This is a genomic window from Pseudomonas ekonensis (genome assembly GCF_019145435.1).
GTDB lineage: Bacteria > Pseudomonadota > Gammaproteobacteria > Pseudomonadales > Pseudomonadaceae > Aquipseudomonas > Aquipseudomonas ekonensis.
Genome location: NZ_JAHSTS010000001.1, coordinates 2,776,235 through 2,794,269 on the forward strand (window position 1 = coordinate 2,776,235; position 18,035 = coordinate 2,794,269).

Sequence of the window (18,035 nt, forward strand, 5' to 3'; positions counted from 1 at the left end):
AGAGGAACCCAGCGCCAGACCGGCGGTGCCCGCCGACGTTATCGAAGATTTAACGCCCAATGCCGTCGCATCCGTGGCCGCCACACCAACGCCCCAACCGATACCGGTCGCGTTGTTGCCCGTGACGTTGATCTGCCGTCCAAGCGCAATGGAGTTGTTGCCCGATGCCACGGCGGCATCGCCTATCGCGATACTGATGTTACTCGCGGTGGTGGTTGAGCCCCCGCTGATCGCGATGGAGTTATCGGCTGCGCTGGAACCGCCACCCAGATTGGCGGCGGCCATTACGCCAGGGCTGAGGGTGCCCGACGACAATGCGACCACAATAGCGGCCATGGTCGCCCGTTGGGGTGCCGGACCGCTCCGGGTCTTCTTGTCAGCCAGTTCTGACGCCACTACCCAGCAGCGCAACGAGGTGTTCCAGACCACCGAAAATATTCTGTTCATCACTGCACTGGCCTCAAGCCAGCCTCCGAAACCCGCGTCATCCATGGCGTGATGACTTCCGCCTTCAACTCGATTGCGGATACGGAGCTTTGCCGACAAACATCGAATCACGTCATTGGCCGACGGGAATTCAAACTTCGTTTGACATAGCGAACAGGCATCACAATGGAATCAAGTGAATGTATTGTCTCGACTCGATCCGCGGATTCAGTTAGGAAATTTCCTGCTGTTTGTAGGAAATTTCCCAAGTAACAAACATCAATAAACTCATTTAAGCGCCCATAAAAAAACGCCAAAAAACATGAGTAACTGTCTTTGGCGTTATGCACTTGCGAATGAACTTATACATACAGTTCAACCACTGGCCTCGATCCCCCGCTGAAGATCCAGCCAGTTCAACAGACTGGCGGCCGACATCGGCCGCGCGCACAAGTAACCTTGCCCTTGGGTACACCCCAGTTCCAGCAGCACGGTGCGCTGTTCTTCGGTTTCGATCCCTTCGACCACCACCGACATGCCCAACGCCTCGCCCAGGGCCAGGGTGCTGCTGATCACGGCCCGGCGTCGCGGTTCATGCCTAAGCCCGCGCACGAACTCGCCGTCCAGTTTGATTTCGTTGAACGGCAACTGACACAGCCGTTGCAGCGAGGAGAACCCTGCGCCGAAGTCGTCGATGGACAGACTGCAGCCCATCATCCGCAGACGCACCAGGCTTTCCAGGCTGATCGCCGGGGCCTCGAGCAGGCCCGTTTCGGTCAGCTCGAAGGTCAGCCCGGAACCGGGCAGGCCGTGCGCCGCCAACAGGGCCTGAATCCGGCCGGTCAGCAGCGGATTGACCAGTTGCCCGGCGTGCAGGTTGAACGCCACATTCAGGGCGACGCCCTGATCGAGGGTCTGACGCTGGAGCCTCAGCCCCTGCTCCAGTTGCAGGAACAGCAATTCGTCCAGCAGCCCGCAACGCTCGATCACCGGCATGAACACCGAGGGCGGCAAAACGCCTTTGAAAGGATGGTGCCAACGGGCCAGCGCTTCGATGCTGCACACGTCACCGGTCTGCAGATTGAACTTGGGCTGAAAGTAGGTGTGCAACTGGTGGTCGGCGAGCGCCTGGCGAACCTCCTCTTCGGAGGCCGGCACGACAGGCAGCGTATCCGCTTCGTTGTCGGGTTCGTTCAGGTGCCTGGCCAGCAGCAGCTGCAAGGCCTGCGGTTGCGACAGCTTGCCGGCATCGTCCTGCAGCGCCATGCCCAGCAGCGAAATCAGTTGCCCCGCCACACTGCCCGCATCGGCCGCCAGCGCACCGCTGATGATGATCGCCCCTCCCTGCCCGGCACGCCCCAGGGTCTGCAACAGGCCCGGTACATCCTGCCGCCCCTGGCTCAGCACACACAGCGTGACGTCCACCGGACCGAACTGTTCGAGGTCCGCGAACGCCTGACGGTCATCCGCGACCACCAGAACCTCCCGGCATCCGCCCTGCCGCAGCCTGTTGGCCACCCTCAACGTGCGGGAAGCGTTGTCGCCGATAACCAAGACGCGTAGTGGGAGCATGGGCATGGAAGCAGCTCACTCTGGAAGGAATGAGCCCATTGTCCGGCGTTGAACCAGCGGTATCTCTAGGAAACGTCCTTTTGAATGTAGGAAATTTCCGAAAACTAATAGGCCATCCAGACTGCTCGGATCAGGGAGGACAGCAGACTCAAGACTCCACCGTGCCCGGATCACCGATCCGGTGCTCCAACGTGTGCGCCAGGCGCTCCATCGCTTGCTGCAACGCATCCACCGCCTCGGTCAGGGCGGCGGCGTCAGCCCCCATGCAGATGGCCTCCAGTTGCTCGCAGCACTGAATCAGGCCGCCCGCCTTGATGATCCGCGCCCCGCCCTTGACCCGGTGGGCCAGGTCGGAAAGCCCCGACAAGTCGTGTTCGCCGAACAGCTTGATCAGCCGCAACATGTCCTCTTCGTTGCTGCTGGCCAGATCCCCCAACAGTTTCCTGACGGCGCTCTGGTCGCCCCGGGTCAGCTGCTGCAAGCTGTTCAGGTTGATGTCGCCTTCGGCAGCAGGGCTGGCGGCACCCTGCGCGGGCGACTCCGCGGCGGACTGCACCGAGGCCAGGCGGGTGCTCAGGTCACCCAGGCTGATCGGTTTGAAGAGGCAGTCGTCCATCCCCTCCGCCAGGCAGCGGTCCTTTTCCTCCGGCTGGGCATTGGCGGTCAGTCCGAGGATCAAGCAAGGCCCGGCTCCCGTGGACTGCTCTTCGTCGCGGATGGCCCGGGTCAATTCATAGCCGTTCATCACCGGCATGTTGCAGTCGGTGATCACCACATCGAAACGGCCGTTGCGCCAGGCGCGCAGGCCATGGGCGCCGTCCTCGGCGTCGCTGACGCTGTGGCCGAGGTAGGACAGCTGCTGGGAAAGCAGCAAGCGGTTGGCCGGGTAGTCGTCGATCACCAGGATGTTGAGCACGCTCGCCTGGTCCGTGAGCTCGGCCGCCGGCAGTTCGGCGGCCGGCACCGGTTGCAGGATCAAAAGATCCAGGCAGATGTCGATCTGCGTGCCCTTGCCTGGGGCACTGGTCAGGTGCAGCTCGCCGTCCATCATTTCGCACAGGGTGCGGCTGATGACCAGACCCAGCCCCGAACCGCCCCGCGCCGACTGATGATTGTTGCGGGCCTGGCCGAACGGGTTGAACAGCAGCGCCTGGTCTTCGGCCGATATGCCGATGCCGGAGTCCTTCACCTGAACATGGATCCTCAGGCGTTCGCCGCACGCACCCAGCACCGCCTGAACGCTCAGGCGCACTTCGCCTTCGTCGGTGAACTTGATGGCGTTGCTCAGCAGGTTGGACAGGATCTGCTTGAAGCGCAGGGGGTCGATCAGCACGTCGCGGCTGGCCTTGAGATCGAAGTCCAGCAGCAGCCTCAAACCCTTCTGCCGGGCCACGCCCTCGAACATACGCACCACCGACTCGACCAGCTCCCGCAGGCTGGCCCGCTCCGGGGTCAGGGACAGCCGGCCGGACTCGATCCGCGCGATGTCGAGGATGTCGCCGATCAGGTCCAGCAAGCCCCTGGCCGCGCCCGAGGCGACCTCGATGGCAAAGCGGTCCATGACGCCTTGGTCGGCCTTCTTCATCGCCAGTTCGAGCATGCCGATCACGGCATTCATCGGGGTGCGGATCTCGTGGCTCATGGTCGCCAGGAAGGTGGTTTTCGCCCGGTTGGCGTCGTCGGCGCTTTTCTTGGCGCTCTGCAGTTGGTCCATCAGGCGCTGACGGTCGCTGATGTCGATCCAGCCGGCGATGATGCCCATCACCACGCCTTCGCTGGTGTGGTACGGCAGCATCCAGTGATACACCGTGTGCACCACGCCGTCGCTGTGGATGTAGGTGCGGTCCTGGATCCAGCGCGTGCCGCTCTCCATGACCTTGACGTATTCGGCCTGGAAGGTCTGGGCGTCGGAATGCCCCACCACCGGGCTGTCGGTCAGCCGCTTGCCCATCACGGCCTCGCGCGGCAGGCCCAGGGCGTCGAGGTAGGCCGAGTTGCAGCTGATCAGCCGGCCTTCGCGGTCGCGCACGTAAATCGCATGGGGCGTGCCGTCGATCAAGGCGCGCATGAATTCCATCTGGTCGTTGAGCGCCCGCTCGGCCTTTTCCCGGGTGTACACCAGTTTGCGCAGATGAATGATCCAGACCGCCGCCAGCATCAGCAACAGCGCAAAGATGACAAAGCCCTGAATGACCGCCGAACGGTGATGCAGCCAGCTGTCGTTGTCGATCACCACGTCGTGGCGCCAGCGGCTGGTCAGTTCGTCGAGTTCTTCCGGGGGAATGCTTTGCAGGGCCTTGTCCAGGATCGAGTACAGCTCCAGCGCCCCGCGGTCGGTGGCGAACCCGGTCGGCGCCGACAGCGGGCCGACGACCGCGGCCACCCGCAGGCGGTCGCGGTACTGGCGCAGAATCATGTAGCGCCCGTTGATCAGCGAATTGAGCGCACCGTCCGCTTCGCCTTTGTCCACCAGCGCCAAGGCTTCGGCCGACGTTGTTGTCTCGATGAGCCGGATGCCCGGGAAAGACTCACGGATATAGTCTTGCAGCGCATTGCCGCGGCGCATCGCCAGGCGTTTGCCGACCATGGCTTGCAGCGATTGCGCCCTGTCCGGCAGGTCCCGCGTGATCAGCACGAACGGGCTGGTCAGGTAAGGCCGGGTGAAACGCAGCTCGCCTTCACGGGCCGTGCTGGGGGTGAAGGCCGCGATCAGGTCCGCCTTGCCGGCCCGGATCTGCTCGATCAGCTTTTCCATCGAGCTGCTGCGCAGCACATCGAACTTCAGCCCCGTGCGCTGGCTGACTTTGGCCAGCACCTCGGCGCCGATGCCCCGGAACTCGCCCTGCCCGTCAAAGAAGGAGACCGGCGGAAGGCCGTCGTTGACGGCCACGGTCAGGCGCGGATGGTTTTGCATCCAGCGCTGTTCGGCGGCGGTGAACGGGAGCGGATCCAGGCCGGCGACATTGAGGTCCCCCGCCCCCCACCGACGCAGGATCGCCATGCGGTCGCTGATCGGGATCACCTCCAGCGCAGCGTTGAGAATGTGCAGCAACTGGCTGTTGCGCTGGTTCAGGGCGAAGGAGAAATGCGTGTTGAGCACACCCGATAGCGTCGTCAGGTAGACATCGTTGAGGAAGTACTTGCCCACCAGATAATGGGTGCTGACGGCATCGCCCAGGTAAGCGTCCGCCTGATTGAACGCCACGGCGCCGATGGCGTTCTGGGCCGAGGTATGGAACTGGAGCTCGGATTTGGGGTAGTTCGCGACGACCGCATCCGTCGGCTGAAGGTGGTCGACGATGGCGAGCCGTTCGCCGGCCAGGTCCGGCGCCAGCGCCTTGCTGGCGCCGCTGCGCGTCACCAGCACCGACGGGGCCTGCACATAGGCCGTGGTGAGCGCCAGTTCGGGGTCGGTGCCGTCGAAACTGTTGACCGCGCCCACCAGGTCCACCTCGCCGTCCCTGAGGGCCTGCATCGCTTCGTTCCGGGAATCGTAACGAAGCACTTCGATCTTGATGTGCAGCATGCCGGCCAGCAACGCGGCATAGTCGGCTGTGATGCCCTCGTAGTCCTGGCCCCCGGTGATCATGCCGAAGGGCGCGTTGTCCGGCAGCGCAGCCCCCAGGCGCAGCGAGCCCTTGTTGCGCAGCCAGCGCCAGTCCGCCTCCTCCAGCACGACCGCCGGCAGTTCGTCGGTGGAGCGGCCGAAGAGGTTCAGGGCCTGCACCGCCGCCTGCACCGGCGAAGCGCTCTCCCACTGGCCAAGCAGGCAGGCGGCCAGTGCGCAGCAACGCAGAAGAGTCTTCATTCAGATCAGGTTGTTGCGCTTGGCGAAGTCGGCCAGGTACACCACCGACTTCACATTGAGCTTTTCGATGAGGCGGGTCTTGTAGGTGCTGACCGTCTTGTTGCTCAAAAGCATGGCGTCACCGATCTCCTTGTTGCTCAGGCCCCGGGCGAGCTGCTGCAGAATGACCAGCTCCCGGTCCGACAAGCCGCGGATCATCTCAAGTTCGGTGGAGTCGATGTCGCTGCGGCGTACGGAGTTTCCGGCAAGGTTGGGAAAAAAGGTATAGCCGGCCATCAATGCCTTGATCGCCTTGCTCAGCTCGCTCAGCTCATCGGTTTTCGAGATGTAGCCCGCCGCGCCCGCCTTCATGCAGCGCATGGCGTAGAACGCCGCCGACTGAGAGGTCAGCACCAGGATCTTGCTCGACAGTTTCAGCGCACTGATCCGGTTGATGACTTCCAGGCCGTCGAGGCTGGGCATGGCGATGTCCAGCAGGATCAGCTCCGGCTGGTGCCTGCGAGCCATCTGCACGGCATCGGCGCCGTTGTCGGCCTCGGCGACGACTTCGAACTGCTCGCGTTCAAGCAGCACCTTCACTGTCGCCCGGATGAACGGATGATCGTCTACAACCAACGCTTTATGCATTTGAACCTCACTGCGGTACGCACAGGAAATACCAGTGACGAATGGGCCATGCATCACAAAAGTATGGAACAGATCACTGGCTTATGCTGCCTGCTTGATTCAGTCATCAGGCAATTGAATCGGACAATTCAGGAACCGGGGCTGCCGCGCTCAGGCGGGGGATTCGGGCGCCTGCAGCCACCGCAGCAGCCGCCCGGCCTCCATCGGGCGCGCCAGATGGAAACCCTGGCCGAACGAACACCCCATCGCCACCAGGCCGTCGCGGATGGCACGGCTGCCGACGCCTTCGATCACCAGGCCCATGTTCAGCGCCCGCGCCAACGCCACGGTGCTGGTGACCATCGCATGGGTGCGCGGATCGTCGATGGCGCGGACAAGCTGGCCGTCGAGCTTGAGCTGGTTGAACGGCAGTTGGCAGAGCAGCGTCAATGACGAGAAGCCCATGCCGAAATCGTCGATGGACAGGCCGCAGCCCATCATGCGCAGGCGGATCAGGTTTTCCCGGGTGGTTCGCGGAACATCCAGCAAGCCGTTTTCCGCCACCTCGAACAACAACGTGGTCCCCGGAAAGCCGTGAACACCCAGCAGCCGTTCGATGTGATCGATCAGGTCGTTGCGCGCCAATTGCGAGGCATGGAGATTGAACGCCAGCTCCAGGCGCAGGCCGGCGTCGTGCAAGGCATGCAACAGAGCCATGCCTTGCTCCAGAAGCTGGCGGAGCATTTCATCGATCAGGTCGTAGGCCAGCACGGCGGCCAGGAAGTCCTTGGGCAACAGAAGCCCCTTGTCGGGATGCTGCCAGCGCACCAGGGCTTCCGCCCCGGCCAGTTCGGCGGTCTTGAGATCGAATTTGGGTTGGAACCAGGCCTTGAACTCACCCTGGGCCAGGCCCCGGCGCACATCCTCTTCGCTCGGCAGCCTGGCGGGCGGCACCGGCTCGGCTTCGGCGGCCAGCCACCGGCGGGTGTAGCGATTGAGGATTTCCTGCAACGCGTACAGTTGCGTGGGCTTGCTCAGAACCCCCAGCATCTGCATCCCCGACAGGCAGGTCATCTGCTCGACCGCACGGCGCAGTTCCGGCCTCAGGTCACTGCACAGCGCCACCGCACGCGCCAGTCCGCCTTCGCCGACCCGGGTCAAGAACTCCAGACCGCTGATGGCCGAATGGCTCAGGTCGCACAGCACGATGTCGACGCCTCCCACCCGGCTGATCTGCACCATCGCCTGTTCGCTGTCGCTCGCCTGCAGAATGTCGTTGACGCCCAGATACTGGAGAGCCCTCACCAATGTGCCACGCTGAAACGATTGACCCTCCAAAACCAAAACGCTGGGTACACACATCTCGTCAACTACTCGCAATGACTTGAGGTGAAAATTCTCGCAAGTGCATTTAACCGGCAACGAAGGATTTATCTCGGCGATTTGTAGGAAATTTCCTAAAGCCGATCCGCAAGCCGGCACCGCCGAAGTGCCTGGCATGGCGGGCCGACATGCCGGCGGGTTCTCACTGTTTCTGAGTGCCCTCGCCTTGATCCTTTCCGGCCCTGACCTACACTCCCCCACACTGACCGCAGGGTCACATCAGTGTTTTCCCGGATGCCCCGTACCACCACACCCAGGGGCACACGGAAAACCTTCAGGACATGGATGCCGGAAACCATTGAATAGACGGGGCGAACTCCGAAAAGCCAGACGAGTAGGAACTTAAATATGGAGATTTAATTCATGACAGCTCAAGCACATCTCGTTGGTGGATGGACTCCGTACCACGCACTGACGCCTAAGGATCAGGAAGTGTTCAAAGAAGCCCTGGCCGGATTCGTTGGCGTGAACTATACGCCCGAAGAGGTTTCGACCCAGGTCGTCAACGGCACCAACTACCGTTATCTGTCGAAAGCGACGCTGCCTGGCTCGTCAAGCAGCTGGAAAGCAATCGTGGAGATCTACGCGCCGATCAACGGCAAGCCGCACATCACCCAGATCCACCGGATCTAGGCCCGCGCCCGATCCGCTGCAGGTTCATGAAAGCCCGCCCCGCGCGGGCTTTTCTATTTCCGCCGCAGACCGCAAGCACCGACGACAACCGTCAGTCAGGCCGCCAGGTGACCGCGGCGGATTCGTCTAAACCTGTAATCAGTGAGATTCGTCGGCCCCTCCCACGAATTCCATGGCTTGCGAAGCGCCATACGGAACGGCAGTACCTCAAGCTTCGGGTTTCATTTCTAAAGGAATGGAAAAATGAACACCAGCAGCAAAAACTGGCATGCCTGGCTGAACGCCATGCCGCCCAAGCCCGACAGTTTCCACGTAGTGGGCGATGTTGAAGTGGCCAATCCAGGCGTCAAGGCCATCCTGACCATGCGGGCTCCGCAGGGCATCAACCCGGGAATACTGATGCTGGATCTGCACCTGATCCAGGAGCCGGGAATATGGCCCCAAATGATGGTCTGCACCCAGGCCCGGTACGACCGGGTAATGCCCCCCGGCTCGCCGAACTACTCGGCGGTTGACGTTTATCAGCACGGCGAACGGATCGCCTACATCGACAACATTCCGGTCATAACCTGAGCCCTCACCTGCGGAGGATGAAGGCGGCCGGCCTCTACCGCGCCCGGCCGCCTTCACGCCCGAACTACACAACGATACACAACCCCGTCCCCCACGACACATCCCCAATACATGCCGCTGCCAGAGTGTGCCCCATCGAAGCCGACCGGCCTCGACCCACATAAAGGCGAACCTCCCATGACCCGTTCCAACGATACCGTGCTGTACACCGGCAAGACCCGCACCACCGGCGGCCGCGACGGCGCCGCGCGCAGTTCCGACGGCAACCTCGACATCCAGCTCTCCCCTCCGGGCTCCGGCGGTGCCGGCACCAATCCTGAGCAGTTGTTCGCGGCCGGCTGGTCGGCCTGTTTCATCGGGGCGATGGGCAAGGCTGCGGCGGCGCTGAAGGTGCGCTTGCCGGCAGACGTGGCGGTGGAGGCTGAGGTCGACCTGTGCAAGGCCGACAACGCGTTTTTCCTCCAGGCGCGCCTGAACGTCAGCCTGCCGGGGCTGGATCCGGCACTGGCACGCGCACTGGTGGACGCCGCCCATCAGACGTGCCCGTACTCCAAGGCGACCCGGGGCAATATCGAAGTGGCCATTGAGCTGATCTGAACCCTGCGCCCGGTCCTGACGCGCAACCCCTCGAAACGCCCGGTGCACCGCATCGGGCGTTTCATGTTCAGGGTCGTGCGAACGCCCTGGCGACCGCACCGTGCGGCACGATTGCGATCCTTGCGCCGAATCAAGGCGCGGCCTGAGGAACGTGGAGTTCGTCGGGGCTGCGTTGAAAGAGTCTAAGGACTGTGCTTTAAAGAATAAGCCACGAGCCGGGATGTCCGTGGCGCACTGCGCCTGGAAGGCGCCGGCCGACCGAGGCGGACAGTCTCCAGGTGTGACCGCAAACAATAAAAGGATTTTCGCTATGACTCTGTCTCTGCAAGACCTGAAACCCGATCAGATCGCCGAGTTCCAAAAGCAGTCGCAAGCGGCTTTCAACGCTGAAATCAAACGCCGGGAGGCCGTCACGAACGCCAAACCGGCACTGCGTGAGGTGCTCCACCAGAACGTGCACCCGCAATCGTTGTGCGGATGCGGATGCCAGCAGAACATCTGCGGCTACTTCAACTTCAACGGTTGCGGCTGCGGTTGCGGCCCTCACACCGAAACCATCCAGATCACCACATCGCTCTGCAACATCGGCCCTGAAGCGCCGCAGCAAGGCACCCCGGTGCGGTTCATCGGCCAGGCGACAGGCACCGGCACCAACATCAACATTTCCAATGCGTACATGCAGGGCACCGTGCCCGACGCGGAAAACCTCATCGGCGTTCCGTTGACCGTGAACCTGTCGATCAACCAAGGCACGCTCTCCCTGGCCATCTACGAAGGATCGCGCCTGCTGGCGGTGCTGATCCATCCGTCGCAGTACGCGGCCAACATCAGCGGTCAGTTCTTCGGCAGCGGTTCCGGGATGTTCGCACCGGCATAACGGCTTGAGCGAAACCGCGACAACAGAAAAGGCCTGCCGCAATGGCAGGCCTTTTCTTGTTTCAGGCGCCGGGGCTCATTGTTTGAGGATCAGCAGCGGCTCGCCCTTCTTGACGATGTAGGTCGCCAGTTCCGAGCCCTTGTCGGTGCCGATGTTCCGGGCGATGTGCGCCACGCCGGCCGGGATGAACAGCGAATCGCCGGCCTTGAGCGTGACCGGATCCCGGCCTTCGAGCTGGTACTCGAACGTGCCGCTGACCACATAGGCCACTTCGACGCCGGGGTGCGCGTGCCGGGGCGAGGTGACGCCCGGCGCGAAATCCACCCGGGCCTGGATGACTTCGCGGTCGGCGGTGCCCAGGTCCTGGTGCACCAGGTCCGTGCGGCTCAGGCCTTGCTGCCAGTTCTGCGGGGCGGGCGCCGGTTGCGCGGCCTGCGCCAGACCGGCCAGGCAGGCCAGTGCAACAGCCGAAAGCGTATTCAGATGACGTCGCATGGTGTGTCCTCTTCGAAGCAGTGGTTGACCCTGCCTACCTTGCGCCGGACATGTACCGCCGATGTGTCGCAGACCGAACGTTTATCAAGCCACTGTATCGGCGGGCGCCCCGGATACAGACGCATACAAAGTCCGCCTCAGAGCGGCGCCACGACGGGCTGCTCGCCGCTCTGCACCAGGTCGATCAGCCAGGTGCGGAACGCCACGACTTTCTTCGAGTCGGCGATCTCCAGCGGCGTCACCAGGTAGAAGCCCAGGTCGGACTTGAGCTTGAGGTTGAACGGCGCCACCAGCTTGCCGGCCTTCAGGTCGTCGTCCACGTAGGTGGAGCGGCCGATGCACACGCCCAGGCCGTCGATGGCGGCCTGCACCGCCATCATGGCCAGGTCGAAGGTGAGCCGCGTGCCCTCGGCCAGCTTCTTCGGCTGCCCTGCCGCGCTCAGCCACATGTTCCAGTCGTTGCTGGTCATGCCGCTGACTTGCAGCAAGGTGTGGTTGGCCAGGTCGACGGGGCTCTTCAGGGCCTTGGGGCCGGTCAGCAGCCTGGGGCTGCACACCGGAAAGATCTCGTCCGACATGAGCCAGTCGGCCCGCAGGCCTTTCCAGTCGCCGAACCCGTAGCGGATCGCCGCATCGATGCCGCCCTTGCGAAAGTCCACCAGTTCGGTGGAAGCGGTGACGCGCACGTCGATGTTGGGGAACGCGTCCTGGAAGGACGCCAGGCGCGGCAACAGCCATTTGGACGCCAGCGAAACCAGCGTGCTGATGGTCAACGCGCTGTTGTTGCAGGACTCGCGCAGCATTTCGGTGGAATAGCGCAGTTCGTGGAAGGCCGAACGGATGCCGGGCAGATAGGCGTGGCCTTCGGTGGTCAGCGCCAGGCCGTCCTTGAGGCGCAGGAACAGGCGGATGCCCAGTTCGTCTTCAAGCCGGCGGATCTGATGGCTGATGGCCGTCTGAGTGACGTTCAGTTCCTCGGCGGCCTTGGTGAAACTCATATGGCGAGCGGCAGACTCGAACGCTCTCAATCCATTGAGGGAGGGAATTCTGGCGACCATTAGCTTTGTTAATGCTCATGAGATTTTGTCATAAGGTAGCACCCAAGAAGTCCTTTGCAAAATGTTTCAGCGGTCGAGGATCCTAGCGTCGCTTTCAGGCCACAACGGCCTGAAAACGCCCACTCATAGGATGAGATCGCCGTGAACAAGACAGTTGAAATCAACAACAGCCCGGACGAAAAAGCTCCACAACTGAAAGCGCGCAATGCCTCCCGAATGGCCGAAATCAGTCGCCCGCATTTCGACGCTGCGTACGAAAAAGGCCTGATGGGGGTTTCCTGCCGCGTGCTTGACAACCGCCGCATCGAAATCGCCACCAGCGGCAAGGAAGTGATCGACTACACCCGCTGCGGCTACCTCAACCTGGACGCCCATCCCAAAGTGCTCGCCGCCGCCAAGGCGTCGATGGACGAAGTGCCTTCGGTGCACTTCTCCGTGGCCCGCACCCGTCTCTCCGCCGAGCCGCTGGCTCGCCTGGAGCACACGCTGGCCAAGCTGTTCGACGTCAACGGCGTGGTGGTCTTCCCGACGGTGGCCGCCGCCAACATGGGCGCCCTGCCCCTGCTGGCCGCCGGCCTGTTCACCGGCGGCGAGAAACCGCTGATCGCCTTCGACCGCTTCGCCCACGTGACCCTGCAGTACCACATTCCGGTGCTGCGCGAGGAAACCGACGTGATCGTCATCGAGCACAACGACCTCGAACACCTGGAGCGCCTGTGCCAGAGCGGCCGCAAGGTCGCCTATGTCGGCGACGGCGCCTACTCGATGGGCGGCGCGGCGCCGGTGCGCGAACTGCGCGCCCTGCAAGACAAGTACGGCCTGTTCGTCTACCTGGACGACGCCCACGGGATCTCGGTGGTCGGCCATCACGGCGAAGGCTTCGTCCGTTCGCAGCTGGACGGGCTGGACGGCAACACCATCGTCGCCGCCTCCCTGGGCAAAGGCTACGGCGCGGCGGGCGGCCTGCTGATGCTGGGCACCCGCGACATCGAAAACTCGATCCGCCGCTACGCGCCGACCTACGGCTTCTCCTGCGCGCCGAACATGGCGGCGGTGGGTGCCGCGCTGGCATCGGCCGAGATCCACGCCACGCCGGAACTGCACAAGCTGCAGCATGCGCTGCGCAACAACATGAAGCTGTTCGACCACCTGATCCCGACCGAAACCAGCGGCAGCGAACTGCCGATCCGGATCGTGCGCATCGGCAACGAACAGGAAGCCATCGCCAAGGGCGAGTACCTGCTGCAACAGGGCCACTACACCTCCGTGGTGTTCTTCCCGACCGTTCCGCGCGGTCAGGCGGCGCTGCGCATGTCGGTCACCTCGGCGCACAACCCGTCCGACATCCTCGACCTGAGCCTGATGCTCAAGAGCAGCGAATCGAACGTGGACACCGCGGCCGCCGGCCGTCAACCGGCCGCACTGGCCGTTTGACCGACGTCGCCGCAGGAGAAACCAACGTGAAGCGAACGGATCTGGCAGACAGTTTCGTCACGGCAGTGACGGACTTCGATATCAACACGGCCTCCCTGGGCGAAATTCGCGCCCTGCAGGAACTGGTCTATGAACGCAAAGTGGTCGCGGTGAAAAACCAGGCGCTGACCCGTGAGGGCTATCAGCAGTTCGCGGCGTGTTTCGGTGAGCTCGAACAGTTCAAGCTCAAGAGTTACCACGACCCGGCCTACCCGAACATCCTGGTGATCAACAACCGCAACGGCGCGGGTGCCGTCGGTGCGCGCAAGCTGGGCAACATGTGGCACAGCGACTCCAGCTACCTGGCCGAGCCGTTGCCGTTGACCATGCTGCACGCCCGGCAACTGCCCGAGACCGGCGGCGACACCCTGTTCGTCGACATGCAGTCGGTCTACGACGACCTGCCGCGTGAGCTGTACGAGCGGGTGCGCAACCGTCAGGCCGTGCATGACGTGCGCTGGACCTACAAGGTCAAGGAAGACGATGTCGGTGAGTCGATCCAGGAGATCTTCAGCCGCCTGGAGCAACACTTCCCGGCCAGCACCCACCCGACCGTCGCGGTGCACCCGCGCACCGGCCGCGAAAGCCTGTACGTCAACCCCGGCTACACCACGCGCATCAGCGGCTATGCGCAGGAGCAAAGCCGCGCGCTGCTCGACGAGCTGACCGCGTTCGCCCTGACGCCGGAACGGATCTTCCACTACCGGTGGGAGCCCAACGACCTGCTGATCTGGGACAACCGCTCGGTGTGGCACTGCGCCACGGAGCTGCCGCGGGAGGCCGAGCGGGTGATGTACCGCATCGGCGTCAACGACGGCGAGTTCTTTGCCCGTGACGCCGGACAGGAGCACGTCGCATGAGCAAGAAGCGCGTACTGGTCGCCCACATCCTGGGGGACGAAGGCAAGCGCATGCTGCGCGAACGCGACGACATCGAAGTGGTGGAGTTCCACAACATCATCGAGCAGGGCCGCTTCCAGGCCCTGCTCGAAAGCTTCGATGCCGTGCATGGCGTGATCCTGGGCCTGACCAGGTTCGGCGCCGCCGAACTCGAGCGGGCGCGGGGGCTGCAGGTGGTCTCGCGGATCGGCGTCGGGTTCGACGCGGTGGACGTGCCGGTCATGACCGCCGCCGGCGTGCCGGTGATGGTCTGCGCCAACGCCAACCACCGCGCCGTGGCCGAGCACACGCTGGGTTTCATGCTGGCCCTGGCCAAGCGCACCGAGGCGCTGTGCGGCCTGGTGCGCAGCGGCGACTGGCACCAGCGCTACGACTACCTGCCCACCGAGCTGGAAGGCCGTGAGGTGTTGCTGATCGGCTGCGGCCGGATCGGTGCGCGGGTCGCCGCGCTGTGCCTGGCGCTGGGCATGCGGGTCAAGGTCTATGACCCGTACCTGGCGCCGCAGTCCCTGCCGGTGGGGGCCGAGCCCGTGCCGGTGCTGGAGGCGGGACTGGCCAGCGCCGACTACGTCAGCCTGCACTGCCCGAAGACCGACGAGACGGTCGGTCTGCTGTCGGCGCAGCGCCTGGCCCTGATGAAACCGCACGCGTACCTGGTCAACACCGCCCGCGGTGGCATCGTCGACGAGCAGGCGCTGTACGGCCTGCTGGCCGAGAAGCGCATCGCCGGGGCGGCCCTGGACGTGTTCCTGCCCGAACCGCCGGCTCACCTCAGCGGCCTGCCGGGCCTTCCCAACGTGATCTGTTCGCCGCACCTGGCCGGGGTCTCCCGCGAGGCGGTCAGCCGCATGGCGAAACTGGCGGCCGGCAATGTGCTGGACGTGTTCGGCGATGCGCCGAACGCAGCGAACGCGGTGAACCCGCAGGTGTTCGACCGGAGCGCGCCGCAGGGCGTGCGCGCCCCCGCCGAAACCATCCCTTACCCAATCTGACTTGTGAGCAATGGAATGTACTTACGCTATCAGCTGTTCGATGACCAACGCGACGCCATGATCCTGATCGCCCGGATCATGATCCTGATCCTCTACGGCTACTTCGGTTTCACCTACGTCACCGACCACGGCAGCTTCGTGACTTACCTCAAGTCGGTGGACGCGCCGATCCCGGAGACCACCGCCATCGTGGCCACCATCGTCGAGTTCTTCGGCGGCCTGGCGCTGCTGTTCGGCTTCTGGACCCGGCCGATCGCCGCGATCTTCGTGGTCTACACCATCGGCACCGGGATCATCGGCCATGCCTTCTGGAACGCCACCGACCCTACGGCGCACCACACGCTCTTCGTGCACTTCTTCAAGAACGTGAGCATCGCCGGCGGCTTCCTTTTCCTTTGCCTGCTGGGGCCTGGAAAGTACTCGATCGACAAGCGTTGATCCCGGTGCGGCGGGCGGAGCGATCCGCCCGCCGCTTTTTTTCCGTTCCTGCGGACATTGATGATGAAAGAATTGATTGAACCGGTTGCCGACCTTCGAGACTGGCTGGCCCGCGCCGAGCGGATCGACGAACTGCAGACCGTCTCGCAAGCCGTCGACCCCCTCGAAGAAATGAGCGCCATCACCTACCTGGTCGCCCGCCAACCCGCCTCCCCCGCCGTCCTGTTCGACCAGCCCGACTCGCCCCTGGGCCTGCGCCACTTGTGGAACATCTTCGGCCCCAGCGTCGCGCGCACCGCGATCACCCTGGAAGAGCCGCCGCACACGCCGACCATGGAACTGATCCGGCGCACCAAGGACAAGCTGCGGCACAGCATCGCCCCGCTGGAGGTGTCGCAGGAGCAAGCGCCGATCTACCAGAACACCCTCACCGGCAACGACATCGACCTGACCCGCCTGCCCATCCCCAAGCATTGGCCCAGGGACGGCGGCGCCTACGCCGGCACCGCCGACGCGGTGTTCACCCGCGACCTGGAGTCCGGCTACCTGAACGTGGGCACCTACCGGATGATGATCCAGGGCCCGCGCGAGGTCGGCCTGTCGCTGGCGCCGGGCAAGGACGCGCTGCGCCACATCCACCAGGCCTGGGCCAAGGGCCAGGCGCTGCCTGTCGCCGCTGCCTGGGGCATCGACCCGCTGATGATGGTGGTGGGTTCGCAATCGCTGCCGCCGGGTATGTCCGAGTACGACTTCGCCGGCGGCATCAAGGGCAAGCCCATCGAAGTGGTGAAGGCCCGGCACTCGGACCTGCTGATTCCCGCCGCGGCGGAGATCGTCATCGAAGGCGTCATCCGCCCCGGCTCCACCCGTGAGGAAGGCCCTTTCGGCGAGTTCACCGGCTACTACGGCTACAAGGACATCGACTGCCCGCTGATCGAGGTGACCGCCCTGCATTACCGCACCCGGCCGATCCTGACCAACGCGCTGATGGCCGACTTCCCCTCCAACGAGCAAAGCGCGTTCTTCTCCACGATCCGCTCAGCCAAGATCTGGAACGACCTGGACAAGCTGGGCATCCAGGGGATCAAGGGCGTGTACTGCCCGCCGGCCGCCGCCGGGGCTTTCGGCATGATTGTCATCAGCCTGGAGCAGAAATACGCCGGGCACGCCGCCCAGGCCCTGGCGCTGGCCGGCCAGGTGCCGGGCGGCGCGTACATCACCAAGTGGATCGTGGCCGTGGACGAAGACGTCGACCCCACCGACATGAACCAGGTGCTGTGGGCCATGGCCACCCGGGCCACGCCCAGCGACGACATCGACATCCTGCGCAACACCCGCGGCTCGCCGCTGGATCCGGCGCAGAACCCGCCGCACAAGCGTTTCTTCGGCTCCAAGGCGTTGATCAATGCCTGCAAGGACTACCGCGACATCCGCAACTTCCCGACCCGCACGCTGCTGCGCCCGTCGGTCTACGAGCGCGTGCGCGAACGCTGGAGCGAGCTCGGCCTGCCGGGCGAGGTGCCGGCGATCACGGCCTTCGACACCACGGTGGACGCCCATGAGTAACGGGCAACGGCGCATCGTGGTGGGCATCAGCGGCGCCAGCGGCGTGGTCTATGGTGTACGCACGCTGACGCTGCTGCGCGAGCTCGGGATCGAGACCCACCTGATCATGACCCGCTCGGCCCAGGTCACCCTGGCCCACGAGACCGACCTGAAAGTGGCGGACGTCAAGGCCCTGGCCAGCGTCGTGCACGACCCGGCGGACATCGGCGCGTCGATCTCCAGCGGCTCGTTCAAGACCCTGGGCATGGTGGTGACGCCCTGTTCGGTCAAGAGCCTGTCGGAGATCGCCAGCGGCATCACCGGCAGCCTGCTCAGCCGGGCCGCCGACGTGACCCTCAAGGAACGCCGTCCGTTGGTGCTGATGGTTCGCGAAACGCCGCTGCACCTGGGCCACCTGCGCAGCATGGCCCAGGTCTGCGAAATGGGCGGCGTGCTGATGCCGCCGGTGCCGGCCTTCTATGCCCGTCCGCAGTCCATCGACGAGATGGTCGACCACACGGTGGGCCGGATGCTCGATCTGCTCGGCCTGGACAGCGGCACGGTGCGGCGCTGGGGTTGATCCCCGGCGTCGCCCGTGCCGAACGCTCTTTCACAATCTGACCCGTTACCCGCAACGTTGCCGTCGCCTGCCTGAAACCT

16 protein-coding genes and 1 pseudogene are annotated in these 18,035 nt (G+C 64.0%); 10 read left to right on the forward strand and 7 right to left on the reverse strand.

Features of this window, described 5'->3' with window-relative positions:
• Positions 1-162: 162 nt before the first annotated feature.
• From KVG96_RS27695 to KVG96_RS12275, 5 genes and pseudogenes are all read right to left on the reverse strand, one after another.
• Positions 163-492 (reverse strand): annotated as a pseudogene (locus KVG96_RS27695) (ESPR domain-containing protein); the annotation flags it as partial.
• 309 nt (positions 493-801) lie between these two features.
• Positions 802-1,902 carry an EAL domain-containing protein gene (locus KVG96_RS12260; RefSeq protein ID WP_367617482.1) on the reverse strand — a complete coding sequence of 367 codons (1,101 nt, stop codon included), beginning with the start codon at positions 1,900-1,902 and terminating at the stop codon, positions 802-804.
• A 244-nt stretch (positions 1,903-2,146) separates the two neighbouring features.
• Positions 2,147-5,806: a transporter substrate-binding domain-containing protein gene (locus KVG96_RS12265; RefSeq protein WP_217892309.1), complete on the reverse strand. Its 3,660-nt coding sequence runs from the start codon at positions 5,804-5,806 to the stop codon at positions 2,147-2,149.
• The gene (locus KVG96_RS12270) at positions 5,807-6,433 is read right to left on the reverse strand and encodes a response regulator transcription factor (RefSeq protein WP_085582310.1); all 627 of its coding nucleotides are present in this window, start codon (positions 6,431-6,433) and stop codon (positions 5,807-5,809) included.
• Between the two features lie 150 nt (positions 6,434-6,583).
• Positions 6,584-7,717, reverse strand: a complete 1,134-nt coding sequence (locus tag KVG96_RS12275; RefSeq protein WP_367617483.1) for an EAL domain-containing response regulator — start codon at positions 7,715-7,717, stop codon at positions 6,584-6,586.
• 441 nt (positions 7,718-8,158) lie between these two features.
• Between KVG96_RS12275 and KVG96_RS12280 the strand changes: the two genes are divergently transcribed.
• The 4 genes from KVG96_RS12280 (at position 8,159) to KVG96_RS12295 (ending at position 10,475) form a co-directional block, all read left to right on the forward strand.
• Positions 8,159-8,428: a hypothetical protein gene (locus tag KVG96_RS12280; protein ID WP_217892311.1), complete on the forward strand. Its 270-nt coding sequence runs from the start codon at positions 8,159-8,161 to the stop codon at positions 8,426-8,428.
• A 243-nt stretch (positions 8,429-8,671) separates the two neighbouring features.
• Positions 8,672-9,001 (forward strand): hypothetical protein, encoded by a 330-nt coding sequence (locus KVG96_RS12285; protein ID WP_217892312.1) that lies wholly within the window; start codon positions 8,672-8,674, stop codon positions 8,999-9,001.
• 177 nt (positions 9,002-9,178) lie between these two features.
• Positions 9,179-9,598: an organic hydroperoxide resistance protein gene (locus KVG96_RS12290; RefSeq protein WP_217892313.1), complete on the forward strand. Its 420-nt coding sequence runs from the start codon at positions 9,179-9,181 to the stop codon at positions 9,596-9,598.
• A 310-nt stretch (positions 9,599-9,908) separates the two neighbouring features.
• Positions 9,909-10,475, forward strand: coding sequence for a hypothetical protein (locus KVG96_RS12295; protein WP_217892314.1), 567 nt, complete (start codon positions 9,909-9,911; stop codon positions 10,473-10,475).
• 75 nt (positions 10,476-10,550) lie between these two features.
• On the opposite strand, the gene KVG96_RS12300 is transcribed toward KVG96_RS12295, so the two are convergent.
• Positions 10,551-10,970 carry a cupin domain-containing protein gene (locus tag KVG96_RS12300; RefSeq protein ID WP_217892315.1) on the reverse strand — a complete coding sequence of 140 codons (420 nt, stop codon included), beginning with the start codon at positions 10,968-10,970 and terminating at the stop codon, positions 10,551-10,553.
• Positions 10,971-11,107: 137 nt separating this feature from the next.
• Positions 11,108-12,028 (reverse strand): transcriptional regulator GcvA, encoded by a 921-nt coding sequence (locus KVG96_RS12305; RefSeq protein WP_217892316.1) that lies wholly within the window; start codon positions 12,026-12,028, stop codon positions 11,108-11,110.
• Between the two features lie 141 nt (positions 12,029-12,169).
• Between KVG96_RS12305 and KVG96_RS12310 the strand changes: the two genes are divergently transcribed.
• The 6 genes from KVG96_RS12310 to KVG96_RS12335 all read left to right on the forward strand — a co-directional run bounded on the left by KVG96_RS12310 (position 12,170) and on the right by KVG96_RS12335 (position 17,955).
• On the forward strand, positions 12,170-13,462 hold the full coding sequence (locus tag KVG96_RS12310; protein ID WP_217892317.1) for an aminotransferase class I/II-fold pyridoxal phosphate-dependent enzyme: 1,293 nt from the start codon (positions 12,170-12,172) through the stop codon (positions 13,460-13,462).
• A 26-nt stretch (positions 13,463-13,488) separates the two neighbouring features.
• Positions 13,489-14,361 carry a TauD/TfdA dioxygenase family protein gene (locus KVG96_RS12315; protein WP_217892318.1) on the forward strand — a complete coding sequence of 291 codons (873 nt, stop codon included), beginning with the start codon at positions 13,489-13,491 and terminating at the stop codon, positions 14,359-14,361.
• Positions 14,358-15,392, forward strand: a complete 1,035-nt coding sequence (locus tag KVG96_RS12320; protein ID WP_217892319.1) for a hydroxyacid dehydrogenase — start codon at positions 14,358-14,360, stop codon at positions 15,390-15,392. The genes KVG96_RS12315 and KVG96_RS12320 overlap by 4 nt, the downstream gene beginning before the upstream one ends.
• Positions 15,393-15,407: 15 nt before the next feature.
• Positions 15,408-15,830 (forward strand): DoxX family protein, encoded by a 423-nt coding sequence (locus KVG96_RS12325; protein ID WP_085582291.1) that lies wholly within the window; start codon positions 15,408-15,410, stop codon positions 15,828-15,830.
• 63 nt (positions 15,831-15,893) lie between these two features.
• A complete protein-coding gene (locus KVG96_RS12330; protein ID WP_217892320.1) occupies positions 15,894-17,396 on the forward strand; it encodes a UbiD family decarboxylase in 1,503 nt (500 codons plus the stop codon).
• Positions 17,389-17,955 carry a UbiX family flavin prenyltransferase gene (locus KVG96_RS12335; protein ID WP_217892321.1) on the forward strand — a complete coding sequence of 189 codons (567 nt, stop codon included), beginning with the start codon at positions 17,389-17,391 and terminating at the stop codon, positions 17,953-17,955. Before KVG96_RS12330 ends, KVG96_RS12335 begins: the two co-directional genes overlap by 8 nt.
• Positions 17,956-18,035 lie beyond the last annotated feature (80 nt).